Source organism: Bradyrhizobium sp., from assembly GCF_052389815.1.
GTDB lineage: Bacteria > Pseudomonadota > Alphaproteobacteria > Rhizobiales > Xanthobacteraceae > Bradyrhizobium.
This window is the reverse complement of sequence record NZ_JBQTHN010000077.1, coordinates 57,492-75,089: the sequence shown is the minus strand read 5'-3', so window position 1 is coordinate 75,089 and position 17,598 is coordinate 57,492. Positions and strand designations below refer to the sequence as shown.

Sequence of the window (17,598 nt, the reverse complement as noted above, 5' to 3'; positions counted from 1 at the left end):
CATGGCCGCCGACCGCGATGCTGCCCGAGGTCGGATTGGCGATACCGCAGATGGTGCTGATCAGCGTGGTCTTGCCGGCGCCGTTGGGCCCGAGCAGCGCGAAGATTTCGCCGCGGGCGATGTCGAGGTTGACGTTGTTCAGCGCCTTGAAGGAGGAGCCGTAGACCTTCGAGAGATTGGAAACGGAAATGACAGGCGACATGAGGGGCTTGGTCGATCGGTCTCTGGAATGGCGGAGGAGCCGGCAACGCGCTGGTATGCCAGAGCCGGAATGGAAGGGGCTGAGGTCAGATAGGAAAGAGAACGAGGTTCTGCAATCGGCGCCGCAGCCTACTTTTTCTTCTTCGCCGGCTGCTTCTTCGCAGGCGCGGCGGCGGGCGGCTCGGTCGGCTCCGGAATCTTCGCCAGCGTCATGATCTGGATCTGGTTGTTGACCGGCGCGGTAGGGCGCGCGTAGTCGAGCAACTGCTCTTCGCCCAGCCCAACCGACTGGATCCGCTTGGCGGAAATCTTGAAGGTGTTGACCAGGATTTCGCGGATCGCATCGGCGCGGCGCTGGCTGAGGATGGCGTTGGCCTCGCGTTTGCCGTTCGCCTCGATATGGCCGACGACCAGGATAGTGTAGGGCAGCAGCGAGGAATGCACCAGCGCGTCGGCGATGCGGCCGACGGTCTGGTAGGATTCCGGCTGCACGATCGGCGTATCGACGTCGAAGGAGATGTCGACGTTGAAGGTCGGCAGCTTCTTCAGGTCGGGCGCGATCGGCGGCCGCTTGCCGGGCGGCGGCTCGCTCTTGCCGCGCATCTTCGAGCGCTCGGTCACCTGCTGGCGCAGCGCGGGGACGTCGAGCTCGAGGTCGGCCTGGTATTTGTCGAGCTTGGCGACGATGTCGTCGCGGCTCGGCGCGGTCTGCGCCGAAGCCGGCGCGCACGCCAGCAGCATGAGGACGCCGCCTGCCAGCAGGCCGATGTGGCGCAAGGCAGGCATCAGCGATACCCCGCGTCGGTCAGGGCCTGGTTGCAGTTGCGGCTGACGCCGCTTGCCGTCATCAGGCAGGGCACCGACTTGCTGGTCTCCTTGGTCGAGCCATGGCAGATCTTGACGATCTCGCGGGTGCAGGCGTTCGCCACCGTCACGCGCGCCGCGATCCGCTTCTGGATGGCGTCGAAGGCCTGCAGGTAGGTGGCCTTGCACTGCGGCGAGGTCACGTCCTGGTTGCGCGACAGGCACTCCTTGAGGCGGTTGGAATCGAGATTGACCCCGCGGCAATTGGCGACGATCTCCGCGCCGCAGCCCTTGGCCAGCATGGCCGCCGCATCGCCAAAGCTCATCGTCTCCGCCGCCGCCACAGACGGCAGGGCCAGACACGCGGCAAGCAGATAAATCCCTCCCCGAACCATGGGAACATCTCAACCGATGATTTCAGGGATGGTCAAGGGCCGCGACGGGCGTGCGGAGCGGTGTCCACGGCACTGTTGCCGCGGCGACAGGGCCTGTCACACCCGCTCCACGAAACTGTCGACCACCTTCTTCTCGCCGGCCTTCTCGAAGGCGATGGTGAGCTTGTTGCCGTCAATCTTCACGACATGGCCGTAGCCGAACTTCTGGTGGAAGACGCGGTCGTCCAGCGAGAACTCGGAAGTTGAGGTGGATTTCGCCACCAGCTCGCCCTCGATCGTCATCGGCCCGCGCTTGTTGCGCGAAAAGCCGCCGCCGAAGGCATCGCTGCGCGAGCCTGAGAACGACGACTGCTCCTCGTTGAAGCCGCCGCGGGCCTGGCCGCCGCGGTTGCGGGCGCGGTTGGCCTGGGCGCGCTGCCAGCCCGGCGTGGTGTAGCTGGAGCCGAACGATTCGACGTTGTCGAAGCGCGAGGGGCCGTAGCCGCCGGCGCCGCCCCAGCCGGAGCCGCCCTTGGATTCCGTGATCTCGACGCTTTGCGCCGGCAATTCGTCGAGGAAGCGCGAGGGGATGGTGGTCGACCAGGTGCCGTGGATGCGGCGGTTGGTGGCAAAGAAGATTTTCGCGCGGCGGCGGGCGCGGGTCAGGCCGACATGGGCGAGGCGGCGCTCTTCCTCCAGGCCCGCGCGGCCCTGCTCGTCGAGGGTGCGCTGGCTCGGAAACAGGCCTTCCTCCCAGCCGGGCAGGAAGACGTTGTCGAACTCCAGCCCCTTGGCGGAATGCAGCGTCATCAGCGACACCGCTTCCTCCTGGGCGCCGTCCTCGCGGTCCATCACCAGCGAAATATGCTCGAGAAAGCCCAACAGATTCTCGAACTCCTCCATGGAGCGGACCAGCTCCTTCAGGTTCTCCAGCCGGCCGGCGGCGTCCGCCGAGCGGTCCTTCTGCCACATCTCGGTATAGCCGCTCTCGTCGAGCACGATCTCGGCGAGCTCGGTATGCGCGGTGACTTCGCTCTGCGCGCGCCAGCGGTCGAACTTCAGCACGAGATCGCGCAAGGAGCCGCGCGCCTTGGGCTTCAGCTCGTCGGTCTCGACCACGGCGCGGGCGGCGTCGAACAGCGAGATGCGGCGCTTGCGGGCGTGGTCGTGCAGCAGCTGCACGGTGGCATCGCCGAGGCCTCGCTTGGGCACGTTGATGATGCGCTCGAAGGCGAGGTCGTCGGCGGGCGAATTGATGGTGCGCAAGTAAGCCAGCGCGTCGCGGATTTCGGCGCGCTCGTAGAAGCGGGGACCGCCGATCACGCGATAGGGCAGGCCGAGCGTGACGAAGCGATCTTCGAACTCGCGCATCTGGAACGAGGCGCGGACGAGAATGGCGATCTCGTTGAGGTTTTCCTGCGCGCGCTGCAGCTCCTCGATCTCCTCGCCGATGGCGCGGGCTTCCTCTTCCGAATCCCACGCACCGGTGACGGTGACCTTTTCGCCGTCGACGTCCTCGGTGCGCAGCGTCTTGCCGAGCCGGCCTTCGTTGTGCGCGATCAGATGCGAAGCGGCGGCGAGGATGTGGCCGGTCGAGCGGTAATTGCGCTCGAGGCGGATCACCCTGGCGCCGGGAAAGTCATGCTCGAAGCGCAGGATGTTGTCGACCTCGGCGCCGCGCCAGCCATAGATCGACTGGTCGTCATCGCCGACGCAGCAGATGTTTTTGGGGGGGGCTGGCGAAGGAGGCAACACGGTTGCGGCAATCCTTTCTTCGTCGTCACCGGGCCGACGCGAAGCGTCGTGACCCGGTGATCCATCTTGTGAAGAGTCGATGGATTGCCGGGTCAAGCCCGGCAATGACGAGGAGGAGCTAGGCGCTTGCGACAACAGCCGCAGCCACAGATACTGCGCGACGTTGGTGTCCTGATATTCGTCGACCAGGATGAACTTGAAGCGGCTCTGGTAGCCGCGCAGCACGTCGGGGTGCTCGCGGAAGATGCGGATGTTCTCCAGCAAGAGGTCGCCGAAATCGGCGGCGTTGAGGATCTTCAGCCGCTCCTGATAGGCCGTGTAGAGCTTGCCGCCCTTGCCGTTGGCGAACACGGCGGCTTCGCCCGCCGGAACCTGCGAAGGCGTCAGGCCGCGGTTCTTCCAGCCGTCGATCAGGCCGGCCAGCATGCGTGCCGGCCAGCGCTTGTCGTCGATGGTCTCGGCCTGCAAGAGCTGCTTGAGCAGCCGCACCTGGTCGTCGACGTCGAGCACGGTGAAGTTGGATTTGAGCTGCGCCAGCTCGGCATGATGGCGCAGGATGCGGCCGCCGATGGAGTGGAAGGTACCGAGCCACGGCATGCCTTCCACCGCATGGCCGAGCATCTGGCCGAGGCGGAGCTTCATCTCGCGCGCCGCCTTGTTGGTGAAGGTCACCGACAGGATTTCATGCGGCCGGGCGCGCCCGAGGCTCAGGATATGGGCGATGCGGGTGGTGAGCACGCGCGTCTTGCCGGTGCCGGCGCCGGCCAGCACCAGCACCGGGCCGTCCAGCGTCTCCACCGCCTCGCGCTGCTCGGGATTGAGCCCGGAAAGATACTGCGGGCCGGCCGCGGCGCGCGCACGCGCGGCGATCCCGCCGGCCATCGGCTGGTGCTCGGGGACGCTCGCATGGGGCAGTTTGTTCGGCTCGGTCATCGCGAATCGCATTTCCCCACGATGGCACCGTGAAGCGGTGAAAGGGAGCCTTCTTAGCAGGGATTGCCGACCATATAGGGCCCGATCGGCCGTTCTGACAGGTTTTATCACCTCGGATCGGGGTGCGATTTCGTTCCTGTCTCACAAAGAATTTTCGCCCTTTCTCGCTACGGAACCGGCGTTCCCCGCCTCGCATTGTCCGCACAGGGTCGGGGCGCTGCGCGCGCCCAGGAGGAGAGGGAAAGATCATGTTGGGCTGGGTTGTTACGTTTCTGATCATCGCGCTGATTGCCGGCGTTCTCGGCTTCGGCGGCATTGCCGGCGCATCGGTCGAGATTGCGAAGGCGATCTTCTTCATCGCCATCGTGCTGTTCCTGATCTCGGCGGTGATCGGCCTCGCCCGAGGCCGGACGCAGGTCTAGCGGATCACTTGGGCGAGGGCATCGCCATCTTTCGGTCGATGCCCTCCGGCCGCGGAACCGCGGCATGGATATCCGCGATGGCAGCGATGCGGGCGCGGATGTCCGATGGGAAGGGCGCCACCTTGCGCGCGCTCATGTCGATATGCAGCGTGATGTTCTCGGACGTTGCGGAAATCCACCCTTCCGTGGCGTGACGCAGTTCCTCAAAAGTGTGGATGCGCTTGTCATCGGCGGCGAGCAGATAGACCGTGACCTGCACGGGATCGCCGAGATGAATCTCCCTTAAGTAGCGCACGTGGCATTCGGCGGTGAAGGTCGAGCCGTGCCGCTCCTTCTTGTAGGCCGGCCCGATGCCGAGTTGCAGCCACAGCTCGTCGATCGCACGGTCCATCATCACGTTGTAATAGGCCATGTTGAGATGGCCGTTGTAGTCGATCCATTGCGGCTCGATCTGCATCACCGAGGAAACGAAGGGGGCGGTCGGCAGTTTCATCTCCCGGGCGGCGGTCGCGGATGTCATCGTATCTCCCTGAGGGCGCAACTGGGTTCTTGACCCCTTATATATCCTTTGCCACGGTCCCCCAAAATCCGGAGGAAATCTGACGTGGCGACGACCATAGCAAGCAATATGAAGCGGCCGGAGCCGCAGGCCCTGAAGAGCGCCATCGATGCGCTGGCGGCGCGGTTCGGCAACCGGCTGATCACCTCGCAGGCGGTGCGCGAGCAGCATGCCCATACCACCACGTGGCTGGCCTCGCAGCCGCCGGACGCCGTGGTGATGGCGCAGGAAACCGAGGACATCCAGGACGCGGTGCGCATTTGCGCGAAGAATGGCGTGCCTGTCATCGCGTTCGGCACCGGCACCTCGCTGGAAGGGCAGGTCAATGCGCCGGCCGGCGGCGTCTGCATCGATCTGCGCGACATGAACCGGATCCTCGAAGTGCACGCCGAGGATCTGGATTGCGTGATCCAGCCCGGCGTCACCCGCAAGATGCTGAACGAGCACCTGCGCGACCAGGGGCTGTTCTTCCCGATCGATCCCGGCGCCGACGCCTCGCTCGGCGGCATGACATCGACCCGCGCCTCCGGCACCAACGCGGTGCGCTACGGCACCATGCGCGAGAACGTGCTGGCCCTGAAGGTGGTGCGCGGCGACGGCGAGATCATCACCACGGGCACCCGAGCGAAGAAATCCTCCGCCGGCTACGACCTCACCCATCTGTTCGTCGGCGCCGAGGGCACGCTCGGCATCATCTCGGAGCTGACGATCAAGCTGCGCGGCATTCCCGAGACCGTTGCGGCGGCGGCGTGCTCGTTCGAAACCGTGCGCGGCGCTTGTCAGGCGACGATCCTCGCCATTCAGACCGGGATTCCCCTGGCGCGCATCGAATTGCTCAATGCCGAGCAGGTGAAGGCCTGTAATTCCTACTCGAAGCTGACGCTGCCGGAGACGCCGCTGCTGCTGCTGGAATTCCACGGCAGCGACGTCGAGGTCGCCGAGCAGTCGAGGAATTTCGGCGAGATCGCCAAGGAATGCGGCGGCGGCGAATTCTCGTGGACCACCAAGCCGGAGGACCGCACAAAACTCTGGCAGGCGCGTCACGACGCCTACTGGTCGGTGAAGGCGCTGCGCCCCGGGGCCGGCGTCGTCGCCACCGACGTCTGCGTGCCGATCTCGCGGCTCGCCGATTGCGTCACCGAGACCGAGGACGATCTGAAGCGGCTCGGCCTGCTGTCGCCGATCGTCGGTCATGTCGGCGACGGCAATTTCCATTGCTCGCTGGTCTGCGACGTCGACAACGCCGAGGAGATGGCGCGCGGCGAGGAGTTCATGCATCGCCTGGTCGAACGCGCGCAGGCGATGGGCGGCACCTGCACCGGCGAGCACGGCATCGGGCAGGGCAAGCAGAAATATCTGCAAGCCGAGCTCGGCACCGAGGCGCTGGATGCCATGCGCGCGCTGAAGAAGGCGCTCGATCCGCAGAACATCTTCAACCCCGGCAAGATCGTTCCGGCGGCCTGACGCATCGGCGGCCCGCGCGCCGCCCCGATCGCGCGGAACTTTTGCCGTCTTCCTGCGTCATCACTGCCGCTGCGTTCTAGGCGGGCGAGCGCAGGGAGGGTGCCATGGTTGGGCGCGCGTTGGGAATTGCGGTTCTTGCTCTCATTCTGGCGCTGTCGGGCGACGTATTCGCCAAGGGCGGCGGCCACGGAGGAGGGCGCGGCGGAGGCCACGGACACGGCGGCGGCCATGGTCACGGCGTCCGCGGGCACGGCGGCGGGCACCAACATTTCGGCGGACATCGCGGCGGCGTCTCGCGTCACGCGGTCGGACGCACGCATTTCGGCGGCCCGCGCCACGCGGCACGGCACCGGAACTTCGGTCAGATACGCCATGCTGCGCTTGCGCCCGGGCGCAACGCGATGAACCTGTTGTCCCGTCCCGGCGCGCTGCGCAACGGCAAGCTGCTGAGCAGCCCGATGGCACGCGCGCAGCTCACCGCGGCGGCTGCGCTGGCGGGCTGGCATGGCGGCGCGGTCGGCGACGGCTGGTGGCGTCACGGCAACGGCGGCTATGGCTGGGTCGGCCCGCTGTTCTGGCCGTTCGCCTACAACGACATCTATGATTACGCGATCTGGGACGATGGCCTCGGCTTCTGGGGCTATGGCTTCCCCGATATCTATGCCGGCATCTTCCCGCCGTACGGCTATGACGACCTCGCCGGCTATTTCCCGCGGCGAAGCTATGACCGCCGGCGCGGCAGGCCGATTGCGATCGGCGCGATGTGCGGCAGCGACAGCCGCGCGGTCGCCGGCATGCCGGTCGACCAGATCGCGGACGCGGTGCAGCCCACGGAGCCGCAACTCGCGGCGCTGTCCGAGCTCGGCCAGGCCTCGCTCACCGCCGCGCAGAACATCCGCATCGCCTGCCCGTCGCAGGCCATGCTGACCGCCCCGGGCAGGCTCGCTGCCATGCAGCAGCGGATCGAGGCGATGATCTCGGCCACCGCCTTGATCCAGCCTCGGCTGGAGAGGTTCTATGGTCTGCTCGACGACGAGCAGAAGGCGCGGTTCAATGGCCTCGCTGAAAGTCAGCGCAAGTCGGCGGTCGCCTCCGCCGACAGCGCTTCTCCGGCGCAAGGCTGTGGCACGCCGGGACCGGCGGCGCTGCAATGGCCGACCAGCGAGATCGAGGCCAGGATCCGTCCGAACGACACGCAAAAGGGCGCGCTTCAGGTGCTGCAGGACACCAGCGCGCGCGTCGCGGAGGAGTTGAAGGCGGCGTGCCAAGCCGGGGGTCAGCCGCTCACGCCGCCCGCGCGCATGGCTGCCGCCGCCAGGCGGCTCGATGCCATGTTGCAGGCGGTCAAGCAGGTGCGGGCTGCGCTCGAGGATTTCTACGCCACGCTGAACGACGAGCAGCGGGCGGCGTTCGAGGCGATCGGACCGGCGCGGCCGGCCTGAGGGGTACTCTCCCGGGGCTGCGACGGCGCGGTTCACAGCCCGCCGCAAATCCAGCTATGCTCCCGGCATAGTTTGTTGCTTGACGCGTTTTCTTCACGCGAACCGGTGCCCACTTCGCTTGAAAACGCTACGGGCGGGGTGCGGCGATGCAGTGGTTCAAGAGAGCCCAGCGTACGGAAATCTGGGACGAGACGATCGAAGGGCCGATCGGCGATATCGAAGCGGCCAAGCGGATACGCGAGATCTGCCGCTCGGCTGCCGACAGCGCGGCAAAGGTCGGCGCAGCCGGCGACCGCACCCACAAGAAGATCAAGCGCGACGTCGAGCGCTACGAGCGCGCGGCGCGGGCGGCGATGGAAATCGCCATGAAGATTTCCGACGAATTGCTGCGCGATGTCGCCGTGCGCCAGATCGTCGAATTGTGCCTCGCGGCCGGCAACGTCGCGACGGCGAAGACGCTGTTCCGCGCCATCCAGGCCAAATCGATCCGCGACGACTTGCTGCGGGATTTTCCGCAATTGCAGCAGTAGCGGTCAGGCGCGTCCGGCGCCGCTGCGTCGGCTCTCCCCAAAATGCAGCGACCAAGGTCCAGCACGTCATGAAGATCAGGATAAGTGAACCGATCGTCCACAAGGTGGCGCGCATATCATGCGTCTGCGCCGTGAAATAGGCGGCGAAATGCAGGAGCCGCGACGCGACATATCCATACAGCAGCCAACGCGCCAGCAGCAGCGACGGGTTGGTCAGGACGAATAGCAATCCGGCGACGAGGAAGAACGGCAGGTTCTCCAGATCGTTCAGGTGAATCCGCCGGATGCGCTCGACGCGCTCATTGGGCTGGAGCTGCTTCGCGTCGGGCTCGGGATTGAGTGGCGTCTTCCTGATATCCTCAGGGGAACGGAAGCCGCCCTTCTCCCGCATCATCCGCAGTACGGTTAGCCACGACATGGCGACCGCCTTGAGGATCATGATCGAGGCGGCAATGACGTAGGTCGCGAAAACGGGATTCTGTAGACTGAGTCTCTCCATGGTCCGTCCCGCGATTTTGCTATGCCCTGATTGTTAGCAAGCATTTTCGGGAAGGGGAAAAGCTATTTCAGTCAGTCTCTTTGGTTTTGGCCCGCGCCGTGATGGCCTTGCGGATGGCGGCAAGCGGCGCAGCGTCGTCGAATTCCAGCGCCTCGCCGCACGGGCGCAGGCCGAGGTTGCGCCAGAGCGCGGCGAGGTCGGGCTCTATCGCATTTTCTCGGCCGACCATTGCGCCTTGCTGTGCCGCAACAGAAGCGTGACGATTTCCTCGCGGGATGCCGGTGCCAGCCCGAGGACGTCGCCGGCCTGATTGAGGATCTGCTCCCTGGTCCCGAGCGGCAGCCTCGACCAGCAAAGCATGACCGCTGCGCCCAGATGCTGGAGGATCAATTCGTCAGGCGGGCGATCCGCCGCGGCGCGGACTTCGCCTTCCGGAAACGGGCCTCCCGGAATGTTCGTCATCAAGCCGACCGGATCGTCGCAAAGAAGCCTTCGACGCTGGCGCGCATCGTCTCTGACTGCGCCGCCAGTTCGTCAGCCGAGGACAGCAATTGCATCGCGGTTTCGCGCGTCTGTCCCGCCGCTCCGCTCACGCCGCCGATGTTGCCCGACACCTCCCGCGTGCCGCGCGCGGCTTCCTGGATGTTGCGCGCGATTTCCGCCGTCGCCACGCCCTGCTCCTCGATCGCGGCCGCTATCGCGGTGGCGATCTCGTTGACCGATCCTATCGTCGTCCCGATCTCCGCGATGGCGGAGACCGACTGCTTCGTCGCCGCCTGGATGGCGAGAACTTGCTGGCTGATCTCTTCGGTGGCGCGCGCCGTCTGTTCGGCAAGCGCCTTGACCTCGGAGGCGACGACGGCAAAGCCCCTGCCGGCCTCGCCGGCGCGCGCCGCCTCGATGGTGGCGTTGAGCGCGAGCAGATTGGTTTGCGCCGCGATCGTATTGATCAACTCGACAACTGCGCCGATTTTCTGCGCGGCCTCGGCCAGATCGCGGATGCTGGCACCGGACAGGCGCGCCTGGTCCACCGCCTTGCCGCTGATGCGGGTGGATTCCGCCACCTGTCGCCCGATCTCCCTGACGGACGTACTGAGCTGCTCGGTCGCGGAAGCGACCGCCTGCACGTTCGTGGACGCCTGCTCGGACGCTGCAGCGACCGTGGTCGATTGCCTCGTCGATTCCTCCGCATTCGCAGCCAGCGCGTTAGCTGCGTGCTTCAGATTGCCGGCGGAACCGCCGACTGTCGCCAGAACGGTCCCGATGCGGTCATCGAATGCCGTGATCGCCGCGGCGATCTTGTGCTGTTGCTGGGCGCGCTGCTCCAGCATCGCGTCCTGATAGACCGAAATCGCAAGGTCCATGTCCAGCATTACGGCGCAGTTGACCGCGGCCAGCACCGCCGTCAGCCGGCCGGTTCGCCAGCGATAGTGCGCCACCGCGACGCCGGCGAGCCGACCCAGCACGTAATTGTAGCCGCCGATGTACCAGCGCGGTTCCAGCCCTATCCGGTTGTGCACGAGGCCGATGGCGCGAACGCCCTGCATGTACTCCTGATCGAACCGTCCCTTGAACAGGCGCGCCCAGTGCGTGGCCTGCGCCGTTTTGAGCCGCGGAATGTCGTTGCCGATCATCCGCGCGAGCTGCGGCTCGGCGGTGGCGTGGCGATAGAAGCCTTCGAGTATGTCCGGCAGTTCCGGCTCGACCACGGCCCAGAACTCGCGGAGCAATTTGCCGGTGACGCCGTCGATGCGCATGAAGCGCATCCGCGCTTCGCGATCCTGATTCCCGTCCGTCGAAATGACTTGTGTCATGAAATTCCCCTGAGCGGAATCCGGCCAATTGAAAACCCGCCGTACAAATTGTCCGCGGAGCGGGGAATGTGCGCGTAGCTTGTCGATTCGGGAGTTAAGGTGATTCCCGGTTAAGTTCCGAACGTATTAATTTGATGCAGGTTGTTGATCTGGGTTAACACACGTCGCTTCCGCGCCGCGGCGGCGGCGCCGGTCAGCGCCTTGACGCAGGTGTTGGCCGCTGCGGTGCGTGCAAGCTTGCGTTTCCGACGGCACTATGGATAGCTTGCTTCTGCAAGTCGCCAGCCGTCGGCGGTCGCCAGCACATCGATTGCCGAGATGCGCGATGTATCCGAGCTTGCGACGGTGCTGGGGCAGTGTTCTGCGGAGGAGCGCATCGCCTATTTGCTCCTACGCCTGATGTCGGGGATCGCCGGCGCGGTGATAGCCTTGCGGATGGCGGCAAGCGGCGCGGTATCGTCGAATTCGAGCGCCTCGCCGCGGGGGCGCAGGCCGAGGTTGCGCCAGAGCGCGGCGAGGTCGGGCGTCACCGGTTGTGGCCCCATCTCGTTGCGAAGGCGCGTCAGCACGTCGACGCCGACCGCCTTGTCGGCGGCGGCGAGCACGCGCGCGATCGGCCAGTCCTGCTCGTGATTGCCGCCGGCCGATATCACGCCGCGCATGGCGTCCTGCAGGCCGAGCCTGTTGCCGGTGGCTTTTCGGATCTCGATGTCGGCGAGCAGGCAGAACATCGCGCCGCCCCAGTACTTGCGTCCCCAGGTGTCGGTATTGTCGAGGCCGCGGTCGTCGGCTTCCGGCAGGCCCTTGGGCATGTCGCGCATCATCGCCTGCCAGATTTCGGCCGCGGTGAGATCTCCGGCCTGCACCCGCGCGACCGGCTCGATATAGACCGCGAGCCCCTCGGACAGCCAGGCATGGCGCTCGGCGAGCTCGGGCAAGGCGAGATGCACCATCTCGTGCACCATCACCCAGTCGCGCCGCAGCGCATCCTCATCGGCATCGCGCCCGAGCATGATCCGGATCGCGGCGCCGCGATAGCCCCAGGTGGTGCCGCCGCGCACGCGTGGGCCGTTCACCGGCACGATCAACAGTTTCAGCTCGCTGACGGGGAAGCGTCCGTAATAGGTGGCGACGGCTCTTGCCGAGGTCTTCACCCATTCCAGCACTTTCTCTTGCGGCAGCGCGATCTCGCCCGGCGCGAAGCCGACATGGATGACGCCGCCGGGCACATCGAGATCGGTCTTGGGCAGTTTTTCGAACGCGTCGTAGGGCATCCGGTTGCCGCGCATGAATTCGGACTGCGCATCGGCGAGAAATGGAAACGCGCTCGCCAGCGCCGCGGCAACGGCGAGAGCGAGGGTGCGAAATGGCGCGGCTCGCTTCATGACGCCGCGCCCCTGGCTTCGCCCGCCGTGCCGGACAGTCCGGCAAGAAATGCCGTCGCCTGCACGGCGATATCGTCAAGCATGGCTGCGAGCAGGGCTTCGCCTTTTTCCAGGGTCGCAAGCGTCGGATCGCCAAAGCTGCCGGAACGGCTGTAGTTCGGCGAGGTCTCGTCCGAGGGCGTCAGGCATCCCGGCGCCGCCTGCGCGATGGGCGGGCTGGCCTCGGCGCGCGACATCTCGACGATCTCGGGCGCAATGGCCAGCATCAGCGACGTCTCGAGCTCGTCGGCGTGGCTGCCGTGGGCTTGCCGGGCGAACCCGGCCGCGGCGTGGCGATAGCGCGGGCCGTCGTGAATCGTCAAATGCAGCGTGTTGCCGGCCTGAAGCCGCGCCAGCGCGCGCCCGGCCGCGGCGCGCGTGCTGATGCCGGTATCGAGCACGAACAGCGCGCGGCAGCCATGGGAAACGATTCCCGACGCAATCTCTGCAACGGCCGCCTCGAATGTCGCCGCCGACAGGCTGATGCTTCCGGCATATTCGACGAAGGCCGGATAATGCCCGTAGGTCAGCGCCGGCCATACCAGCGCGTCGATGCGCGCGGCGAGCTTTGAAGCGAGGAATTCGGCCTGGATACGATCGGTGCCGAGCGGCAGATGCAGGCCATGTTGCTTTGCGGCGGCGCCGACCGGCAGGATCGCGGCGGCGCCTGCCGCGATGCGGCGCGCGACTTCGTCCCAGCTCATGTGCTCGACGAAACTGCGTTCGGCCTCGACGCTCATGGCTTCGGCCTTTCGGGGTCAGGCGGAAACGCCGCTTAGAAGCCCGCTCGTCACCCAGCCGTGCAGGTAGCCCGCGCCGCGGCCCGCCGCACTGTCGGGATCGTCATAGGTCGCGAGCATCGAGCAGAGCACGCCGAACGGCACGCCGCTGGCGGCCTCGTCCCACATCATGGCTTCTTCGGCCGGAAGCTCGCGGAACATCGGCGTGTTTTCCTGCCGCCACACCAGAATGCGGATGGGTTCAGCTGATGTCTCCGCGTCCGGCGGAGTCTCGTCCGCCTTGAGCGCGCGCCAGATCGCGGCTGCATTGGTGGCGAGATCGAGGCGTGCCGCCGTGGGATGCGCTGAGAAGGTGAGGTCCTTCCACACCTCCGGTGCAAAGGCGGCAACGTCGGCCAATGCAAGCACGGCGCCGTCGGTGCCGTCGAACGCGTCGTTCAGCGCCTTTTCCAGCGCGGCGAGATCGGCCAGCACGGGGTATCCGCTGTAGGGCGCGCCGGTGCGCAGGAAGTCGGGCAGGGCTTGCGAGAACCAGCGCAGGTTCGGGTGCTCCGACGTGTGCGCCTTGACATAGGCGTGCCCCATCTCGTCGAACATCTCGTCGCCGAGATAGGCATGCAGCAATTCGTGATCGTTGCGCAGCGCCTCGACCAGCCGCGAGCCATAGGCGTAACGGTAGACGCCGAACAGCGTCTCGCGCTTCTCCCTCGGGCTGTCGGGGATTTCGCCCAGCACGCTGTCGTCGCCGGCAAGGATGCCGCGCTGGAAGTCGGCCTGCTGGCGTGCGAGATCGCTCATCGCGGAGCCGGGCCCAGCACCTGCTCGGCCATTTCGCGGGTGCGGTTGACTTCGAGGATCAGCTCCTCGAGCGGAGGGATATTGTCGTCGCGCTCGATCATGGTCGAGACCCAGCCGAAGCGCTTCATCGCCTCCGCGTAGAGGTCCCAGACGTCCTCGCAGACCGGATGATCGTGGGTATCGATGATGTGGGTGCCCATATGGCTGTGGCCGGCCATGTGAAATTGCACCACCCGGTCGGCCGGGATGCCGTTGAGGAAGGTCATTGGGTCGAAGCCGTGGTTGAAGCCGCTGACATAGACGTTATTGACGTCGAACAGCAGCCAGCAGCCGGTACGGCGCACCAGTTCGGATATGAACTCCCACTCGGCCATCTCCGAATTCTTGAACTGCACGTAGGTGGAGGCGTTCTCGAGCACGAGGGCGCGGCCGAGGAAATCCTGCACCAGCTGCACGCGGCTGACGACGTGGTCGAGCGCTTCCTTCGTGTAGGGGATCGGCAGCAGGTCGTGCAGGTTCTTGCCGTGCACGCCGGTCCAGCACAGGTGGTCAGACACCCATTTCGGCTCGACGCGATGGGCGAGGTCTTTCAGGCCTTGCAGATATTCGAAGTTCGGCGGCGCGGTGGAGGCGATCGACAGCGATACGCCGTGCATCACCACCGGATAGCGTGCGCGGATCTTTTCCAGCGTCTGCAACGGCTGGCCGCCCGGCACCATGTAGTTTTCGCTGATGATCTCGAACCAGTCGATCGGCGGATTGCCGGACAGGATCTCGTCGTAATGCTGGTGACGCAAGCCGAGGCCGAAACCGAGGAAGGGCGGCCTCGCGGATTGCCGGGGGCCGTCGTTGCGCGAAGTGTCCGGCAATCTGCTCGCGACGTTCATCCGGTTCGGCTCGATCTGCTTCCGATACGCAAGAACTACCATGAAACAGGGGCCCGGCCTACCGGACCCCCGTTCCGATGTCGGCGGAGCCCTAGGACGGCATGAACTTGCCCTTGGCGGCGGCGCACTTCTCCTTGGTCATGGCCGAGAAGCCCTGGCCCTTGCAGGCGTTCTGGCCCTTGCAGGCGTTGGACGCGCCCTTGCACGCGCTCTGGCCCTTGCAGGCGTTGGCGCCCACGCACTTGCCGTCCTGGGCAAAGGCGGTGGTGGTGGACAGGGTGGTGCCGGCCACGAACAGGGTAGCAGCGGCGGCGGCGAGAACGGCACCGGACTTGGACGTCATCTTCATTGGGTTTTCTCCTCCTAGAGCGAATGAAGGTGCGGGCCCGGCCAGGGACGGCACCTTCGAGAGCTACGGATGGAATCGTGGTTTGGTTACGCCGGCCGAAGAATTTTTTTGTGGCGGTCGCTCGATAAAGAGGCCCGGCCGACCGCCGGGCCTCCCAAAAAGGCATGGATTGGCCATCAACCCTTGACGAACGCCCCGCCCTTGGCCTTGCACTGGGCTTCCGACATCATTGCAAAGCCATTGCCCTTGCAGGCGTTCAGGCCCTTGCAAGCGCTGCCCGCGGTTTTGCAGGCGCTCTGGCCCTTGCAGGCGTTGGCGGCCATGCACTTGCCCTGCGCGGCGTCGGCCGGCGTGGACACGGTCGACAAGGCAGCCCCGGCAAGGAACAGCGTGGCGGCGGCCGCAGCGAGCGTGGCACCCGATTTGGAATCCAACTTCATGACGTTCTCCTCGATGTTGACGACAATGACGCCGTGAGCATCTGCGGATCGTTCGATCCGGGAGCCGCACGACGGAGGACGCCCACCCAATCACGATGACTTCGCGGAGGTCGAACCCACCCCGATGAATGCTCATCCGACAACGAGCTACGGGTTACCCCGCGATTTGGTTACAGCGCTTGAAAAGAAAATTTTCTCATTCGCCGAGCATGCATCCCGTTTGTATCTGACCCCGGGCCTGCCGGAGTACTTCGTTGCGCCGGGCGGCGCCGATTCAGTCAGGACGCTGACCTTGTCAATGCTGCGCCGATCGCTGCGGCTTCAGCTTCGCCATCTGCTTGACGGTGGCTGCAAGCTCCTCGGCATTGAAGGAGGGGAACGAGCAGATGCGGTTGCTGCATGCAAACGCCGCGGGCTCGCCGAGATCGGGATATTCGACGTCCGGATTGGGCAGCTTGCCTTCGCGCAGGTCCAGCCATTCCAGCCGCTTGTAGCGGGCCGGCAGCGCGCGCGCCAATTTGTGCAGGCCATGCGCCCGCTTGTCGTCCTTGTGGCCGACGATGGTGATATGGGTCGGCTCGATCGCGAGTTCCTCGTCGGCGAGCAGCACCCCCGGCAGCGGCCGCACCATTTCGCGCGAGGCGCTGGCGAGATAGCGCATCGCATGCGAGGCCTGCTCGCGCCAGGCTTCGTTGCCGAAATAGCGGTTCAGCATGTTCATGAATCGCGCGACCTGGACCTGGTCGTCGATCAATTTGGCCGGCCTTGCGAACACGCCGGTCCTTGCCTCGGATTTCCTCGAGGTGAAGAAGCCGCCGGCCTCGTCCCGGAACGTCGCGATGAAGTCGCCGGCTTTTGCCGCGGATGTCAGCCAGCCGCGGTTGCCGGTCGCGGCATAGAGATCGAGGAACGCCTGTCCCATCGCGAGCGTATCGCCGATGAACGGTCCGCCGCGGTCCTTGAGCCCATGATTGAAGCCGCCGTCGGACCGCGCCCGGTTGGCAAGCACCCATCGCGCCGCGCGCTCCGCATTGGCGAGCGCCTTGGCGTCGTCGTTGACGCTGTAATAGGCGGCGAGGCCGGAGATCGCCCAGCCGTTCTCCCGCGCGTAGAGATTGCTGTCGATGCGGGGCATGCCGAGCTTGCGGCGCTCGGCATCGCCGAGCGCGTAGTATTTGTGCCCGTCGACGTCGTGATCGAGGTCGGCATCCTGGCTGACATGGAACGCGCCGTCGGGCCCTTGCATGAAAGCCACCAGATAGCGCTCGATGTCGCGTGCGGCGCCGAGATATTTCGGATCCTTCCACAGCGCGTAGGCCTGGCTGTATTGCCGCAAATACTGCGCCTGGAACGACATGATCTTCTCGAAATGCGGCTTGCGCCACGAGCCGCCCTCCGAATACTGGAATACGCCGCCCCAGACCGGATCGATCAGGGCGAGCGCCGCATCCAGCGTCTGCCGCGCACGCCTGATGGCGGCGGCATCGCCGGCTTCGGCGCGGGCGATGGCGAGATCCATGCTGTCGGCGTCGATGTATTTCTGCAACTCGCCCCAGCCGCCGAGCTTGTCCTCGTAGGATTCGTCGTAATTCTTCGTCAGCGCCTCGCGCTGCGCTTTCGTCAGGAACGCGGACTCCGCCGGCTTCACCTCGAAGGCTTCGGTGACGGAGGGGCCGGGCGTGGGATCGTCGATGATGGCCTTGAGCAGCGCCTGCATCCGCGGCGGCTCGATATAGCCCCTGATCTTGGCGATCTCGCTGCCGTCGGGTCCGAACACGATGGTCGCCGGCCAGCCCCAGTCGCCGTAGCGGCTCGACAGGTCCGGATTGGCGTCCTGGTCGACGCGGACCGGAATGTATTTTGCTGCCAGCAGCGACTGCACCTCGGGATCGGCGTAGGTCGTCTTCTCCATCACGTGGCACCAGTGGCACCACACGGCTTCCAGATCGAGAATGACGAAGCGCTTCTCCGCGCTCGCGCGGGTGAACAGTTCCTCGTTCCAGTCGCTCCACTTCAGATCGCCAGCCGAAGCCGGCGAGGCTGCGAATGCGGCAATGACGATGGCGGCGATGCGAGCAAGTTTCATGGCATTCCCCGGGACGCGGATCATCCGGGAGCTACGGACGTCGGCCGATCGCGGCTCAGGGATGCCGCGATGTCACG

General features: G+C 65.7%; 19 protein-coding genes and 1 pseudogene. 4 read left to right on the top strand and 16 right to left on the bottom strand.

All coding sequences use genetic code 11. The features are described from left to right. The 4 genes from ACT4OC_RS13770 to ACT4OC_RS13755 all read right to left on the bottom strand — a co-directional run. On the bottom strand, positions 1-202 hold a 202-nt coding region (locus ACT4OC_RS13770; RefSeq protein WP_444839544.1), incomplete at its 3' end, for an ATP-binding cassette domain-containing protein. 128 nt (positions 203-330) lie between these two features. Then, on the bottom strand, positions 331-987 hold the full coding sequence (locus ACT4OC_RS13765) for an OmpA family protein (RefSeq protein ID WP_444839543.1): 657 nt from the start codon (positions 985-987) through the stop codon (positions 331-333). Further along, positions 987-1,400 (bottom strand): hypothetical protein, encoded by a 414-nt coding sequence (locus tag ACT4OC_RS13760; RefSeq protein WP_444839542.1) that lies wholly within the window; start codon positions 1,398-1,400, stop codon positions 987-989. The genes ACT4OC_RS13765 and ACT4OC_RS13760 overlap by 1 nt, the downstream gene beginning before the upstream one ends. Positions 1,401-1,496: 96 nt before the next feature. Continuing rightward, a complete protein-coding gene (locus tag ACT4OC_RS13755) occupies positions 1,497-4,067 on the bottom strand; it encodes an ATP-dependent helicase (RefSeq protein ID WP_444839541.1) in 2,571 nt (856 codons plus the stop codon). A gap of 248 nt (positions 4,068-4,315) precedes the next feature. On the opposite strand from ACT4OC_RS13755, the gene ACT4OC_RS13750 reads away from it, so the two are divergent. Further along, positions 4,316-4,489, top strand: coding sequence for a DUF1328 domain-containing protein (locus tag ACT4OC_RS13750; RefSeq protein ID WP_444839540.1), 174 nt, complete (start codon positions 4,316-4,318; stop codon positions 4,487-4,489). Between the two features lie 4 nt (positions 4,490-4,493). Here the strand turns inward: ACT4OC_RS13750 and ACT4OC_RS13745 are convergent, their stop codons facing one another. Further along, positions 4,494-5,009 carry a thioesterase family protein gene (locus tag ACT4OC_RS13745; protein ID WP_444839539.1) on the bottom strand — a complete coding sequence of 172 codons (516 nt, stop codon included), beginning with the start codon at positions 5,007-5,009 and terminating at the stop codon, positions 4,494-4,496. Between the two features lie 84 nt (positions 5,010-5,093). Between ACT4OC_RS13745 and ACT4OC_RS13740 the strand changes: the two genes are divergently transcribed. The 3 genes from ACT4OC_RS13740 to ACT4OC_RS13730 all read left to right on the top strand — a co-directional run bounded on the left by ACT4OC_RS13740 (position 5,094) and on the right by ACT4OC_RS13730 (position 8,484). Then, positions 5,094-6,512, top strand: a complete 1,419-nt coding sequence (locus ACT4OC_RS13740; protein ID WP_444839538.1) for an FAD-binding oxidoreductase — start codon at positions 5,094-5,096, stop codon at positions 6,510-6,512. A gap of 104 nt (positions 6,513-6,616) precedes the next feature. Then, positions 6,617-7,954 (top strand): Spy/CpxP family protein refolding chaperone, encoded by a 1,338-nt coding sequence (locus tag ACT4OC_RS13735; RefSeq protein WP_444839537.1) that lies wholly within the window; start codon positions 6,617-6,619, stop codon positions 7,952-7,954. A gap of 146 nt (positions 7,955-8,100) precedes the next feature. Beyond that, the gene (locus tag ACT4OC_RS13730; RefSeq protein ID WP_444839536.1) at positions 8,101-8,484 is read left to right on the top strand and encodes a hypothetical protein; all 384 of its coding nucleotides are present in this window, start codon (positions 8,101-8,103) and stop codon (positions 8,482-8,484) included. Positions 8,485-8,548: 64 nt separating this feature from the next. Here the strand turns inward: ACT4OC_RS13730 and ACT4OC_RS13725 are convergent. From ACT4OC_RS13725 to ACT4OC_RS13675, 11 genes and pseudogenes are all read right to left on the bottom strand, one after another. Further along, positions 8,549-8,983 (bottom strand): annotated as a pseudogene (locus tag ACT4OC_RS13725) (MAPEG family protein); the annotation flags it as partial. Between the two features lie 67 nt (positions 8,984-9,050). Further along, the gene (locus tag ACT4OC_RS13720; RefSeq protein WP_444839535.1) at positions 9,051-9,212 is read right to left on the bottom strand and encodes a hypothetical protein; all 162 of its coding nucleotides are present in this window, start codon (positions 9,210-9,212) and stop codon (positions 9,051-9,053) included. Beyond that, positions 9,188-9,445, bottom strand: a complete 258-nt coding sequence (locus tag ACT4OC_RS13715; protein ID WP_444839534.1) for a hypothetical protein — start codon at positions 9,443-9,445, stop codon at positions 9,188-9,190. The genes ACT4OC_RS13720 and ACT4OC_RS13715 overlap by 25 nt, the downstream gene beginning before the upstream one ends. After that, positions 9,445-10,797, bottom strand: a complete 1,353-nt coding sequence (locus ACT4OC_RS13710) for a protoglobin domain-containing protein (RefSeq protein ID WP_444839533.1) — start codon at positions 10,795-10,797, stop codon at positions 9,445-9,447. The genes ACT4OC_RS13715 and ACT4OC_RS13710 overlap by 1 nt, the downstream gene beginning before the upstream one ends. 380 nt (positions 10,798-11,177) lie before the next feature. Further along, entirely contained in the window at positions 11,178-12,182 is a 1,005-nt protein-coding gene (locus ACT4OC_RS13705; protein ID WP_444839532.1) for a hypothetical protein, read from the bottom strand. Continuing rightward, entirely contained in the window at positions 12,179-12,961 is a 783-nt protein-coding gene (locus ACT4OC_RS13700) for a creatininase family protein (RefSeq protein ID WP_444839531.1), read from the bottom strand. The genes ACT4OC_RS13705 and ACT4OC_RS13700 overlap by 4 nt, the downstream gene beginning before the upstream one ends. 18 nt (positions 12,962-12,979) lie before the next feature. Further along, complete coding sequence (locus tag ACT4OC_RS13695) at positions 12,980-13,759, bottom strand: HvfC/BufC family peptide modification chaperone (protein ID WP_444839530.1); 780 nt, start codon at positions 13,757-13,759, stop codon at positions 12,980-12,982. Then, the gene (gene bufB, locus ACT4OC_RS13690; protein WP_444839546.1) at positions 13,756-14,646 is read right to left on the bottom strand and encodes an MNIO family bufferin maturase; all 891 of its coding nucleotides are present in this window, start codon (positions 14,644-14,646) and stop codon (positions 13,756-13,758) included. Before bufB ends, ACT4OC_RS13695 begins: the two co-directional genes overlap by 4 nt. A 91-nt stretch (positions 14,647-14,737) precedes the next feature. Then, on the bottom strand, positions 14,738-14,995 hold the full coding sequence (gene bufA2, locus ACT4OC_RS13685) for a BufA2 family periplasmic bufferin-type metallophore (protein ID WP_444839529.1): 258 nt from the start codon (positions 14,993-14,995) through the stop codon (positions 14,738-14,740). A gap of 176 nt (positions 14,996-15,171) precedes the next feature. Then, positions 15,172-15,435 (bottom strand): BufA2 family periplasmic bufferin-type metallophore, encoded by a 264-nt coding sequence (bufA2, locus tag ACT4OC_RS13680; protein ID WP_444839528.1) that lies wholly within the window; start codon positions 15,433-15,435, stop codon positions 15,172-15,174. A gap of 295 nt (positions 15,436-15,730) precedes the next feature. Next, entirely contained in the window at positions 15,731-17,521 is a 1,791-nt protein-coding gene (locus ACT4OC_RS13675) for a thioredoxin domain-containing protein (protein ID WP_444839527.1), read from the bottom strand. Positions 17,522-17,598: the final 77 nt, after the last annotated feature.

Coding starts and splice junctions, on each gene's coding strand:
- ACT4OC_RS13695 (WP_444839530.1), bottom strand. CDS start 13,759: ATGAGCGATCTCGCACGCCAGCAGGCCGACTTCCAGCGCGGCATCCTT.
- ACT4OC_RS13735 (WP_444839537.1), top strand. CDS start 6,617: ATGGTTGGGCGCGCGTTGGGAATTGCGGTTCTTGCTCTCATTCTGGCG.
- ACT4OC_RS13675 (WP_444839527.1), bottom strand. CDS start 17,521: ATGAAACTTGCTCGCATCGCCGCCATCGTCATTGCCGCATTCGCAGCC.
- ACT4OC_RS13720 (WP_444839535.1), bottom strand. CDS start 9,212: ATGGTCGGCCGAGAAAATGCGATAGAGCCCGACCTCGCCGCGCTCTGG.
- ACT4OC_RS13750 (WP_444839540.1), top strand. CDS start 4,316: ATGTTGGGCTGGGTTGTTACGTTTCTGATCATCGCGCTGATTGCCGGC.
- ACT4OC_RS13715 (WP_444839534.1), bottom strand. CDS start 9,445: ATGACGAACATTCCGGGAGGCCCGTTTCCGGAAGGCGAAGTCCGCGCC.
- ACT4OC_RS13700 (WP_444839531.1), bottom strand. CDS start 12,961: ATGAGCGTCGAGGCCGAACGCAGTTTCGTCGAGCACATGAGCTGGGAC.
- bufB (WP_444839546.1), bottom strand. CDS start 14,646: ATGAACGTCGCGAGCAGATTGCCGGACACTTCGCGCAACGACGGCCCC.
- ACT4OC_RS13755 (WP_444839541.1), bottom strand. CDS start 4,067: ATGACCGAGCCGAACAAACTGCCCCATGCGAGCGTCCCCGAGCACCAG.
- bufA2 (WP_444839528.1), bottom strand. CDS start 15,435: ATGAAGTTGGATTCCAAATCGGGTGCCACGCTCGCTGCGGCCGCCGCC.
- ACT4OC_RS13705 (WP_444839532.1), bottom strand. CDS start 12,182: ATGAAGCGAGCCGCGCCATTTCGCACCCTCGCTCTCGCCGTTGCCGCG.
- ACT4OC_RS13760 (WP_444839542.1), bottom strand. CDS start 1,400: ATGGTTCGGGGAGGGATTTATCTGCTTGCCGCGTGTCTGGCCCTGCCG.
- ACT4OC_RS13765 (WP_444839543.1), bottom strand. CDS start 987: ATGCCTGCCTTGCGCCACATCGGCCTGCTGGCAGGCGGCGTCCTCATG.
- ACT4OC_RS13745 (WP_444839539.1), bottom strand. CDS start 5,009: ATGACATCCGCGACCGCCGCCCGGGAGATGAAACTGCCGACCGCCCCC.
- ACT4OC_RS13710 (WP_444839533.1), bottom strand. CDS start 10,797: ATGACACAAGTCATTTCGACGGACGGGAATCAGGATCGCGAAGCGCGG.
- bufA2 (WP_444839529.1), bottom strand. CDS start 14,995: ATGAAGATGACGTCCAAGTCCGGTGCCGTTCTCGCCGCCGCCGCTGCT.
- ACT4OC_RS13730 (WP_444839536.1), top strand. CDS start 8,101: ATGCAGTGGTTCAAGAGAGCCCAGCGTACGGAAATCTGGGACGAGACG.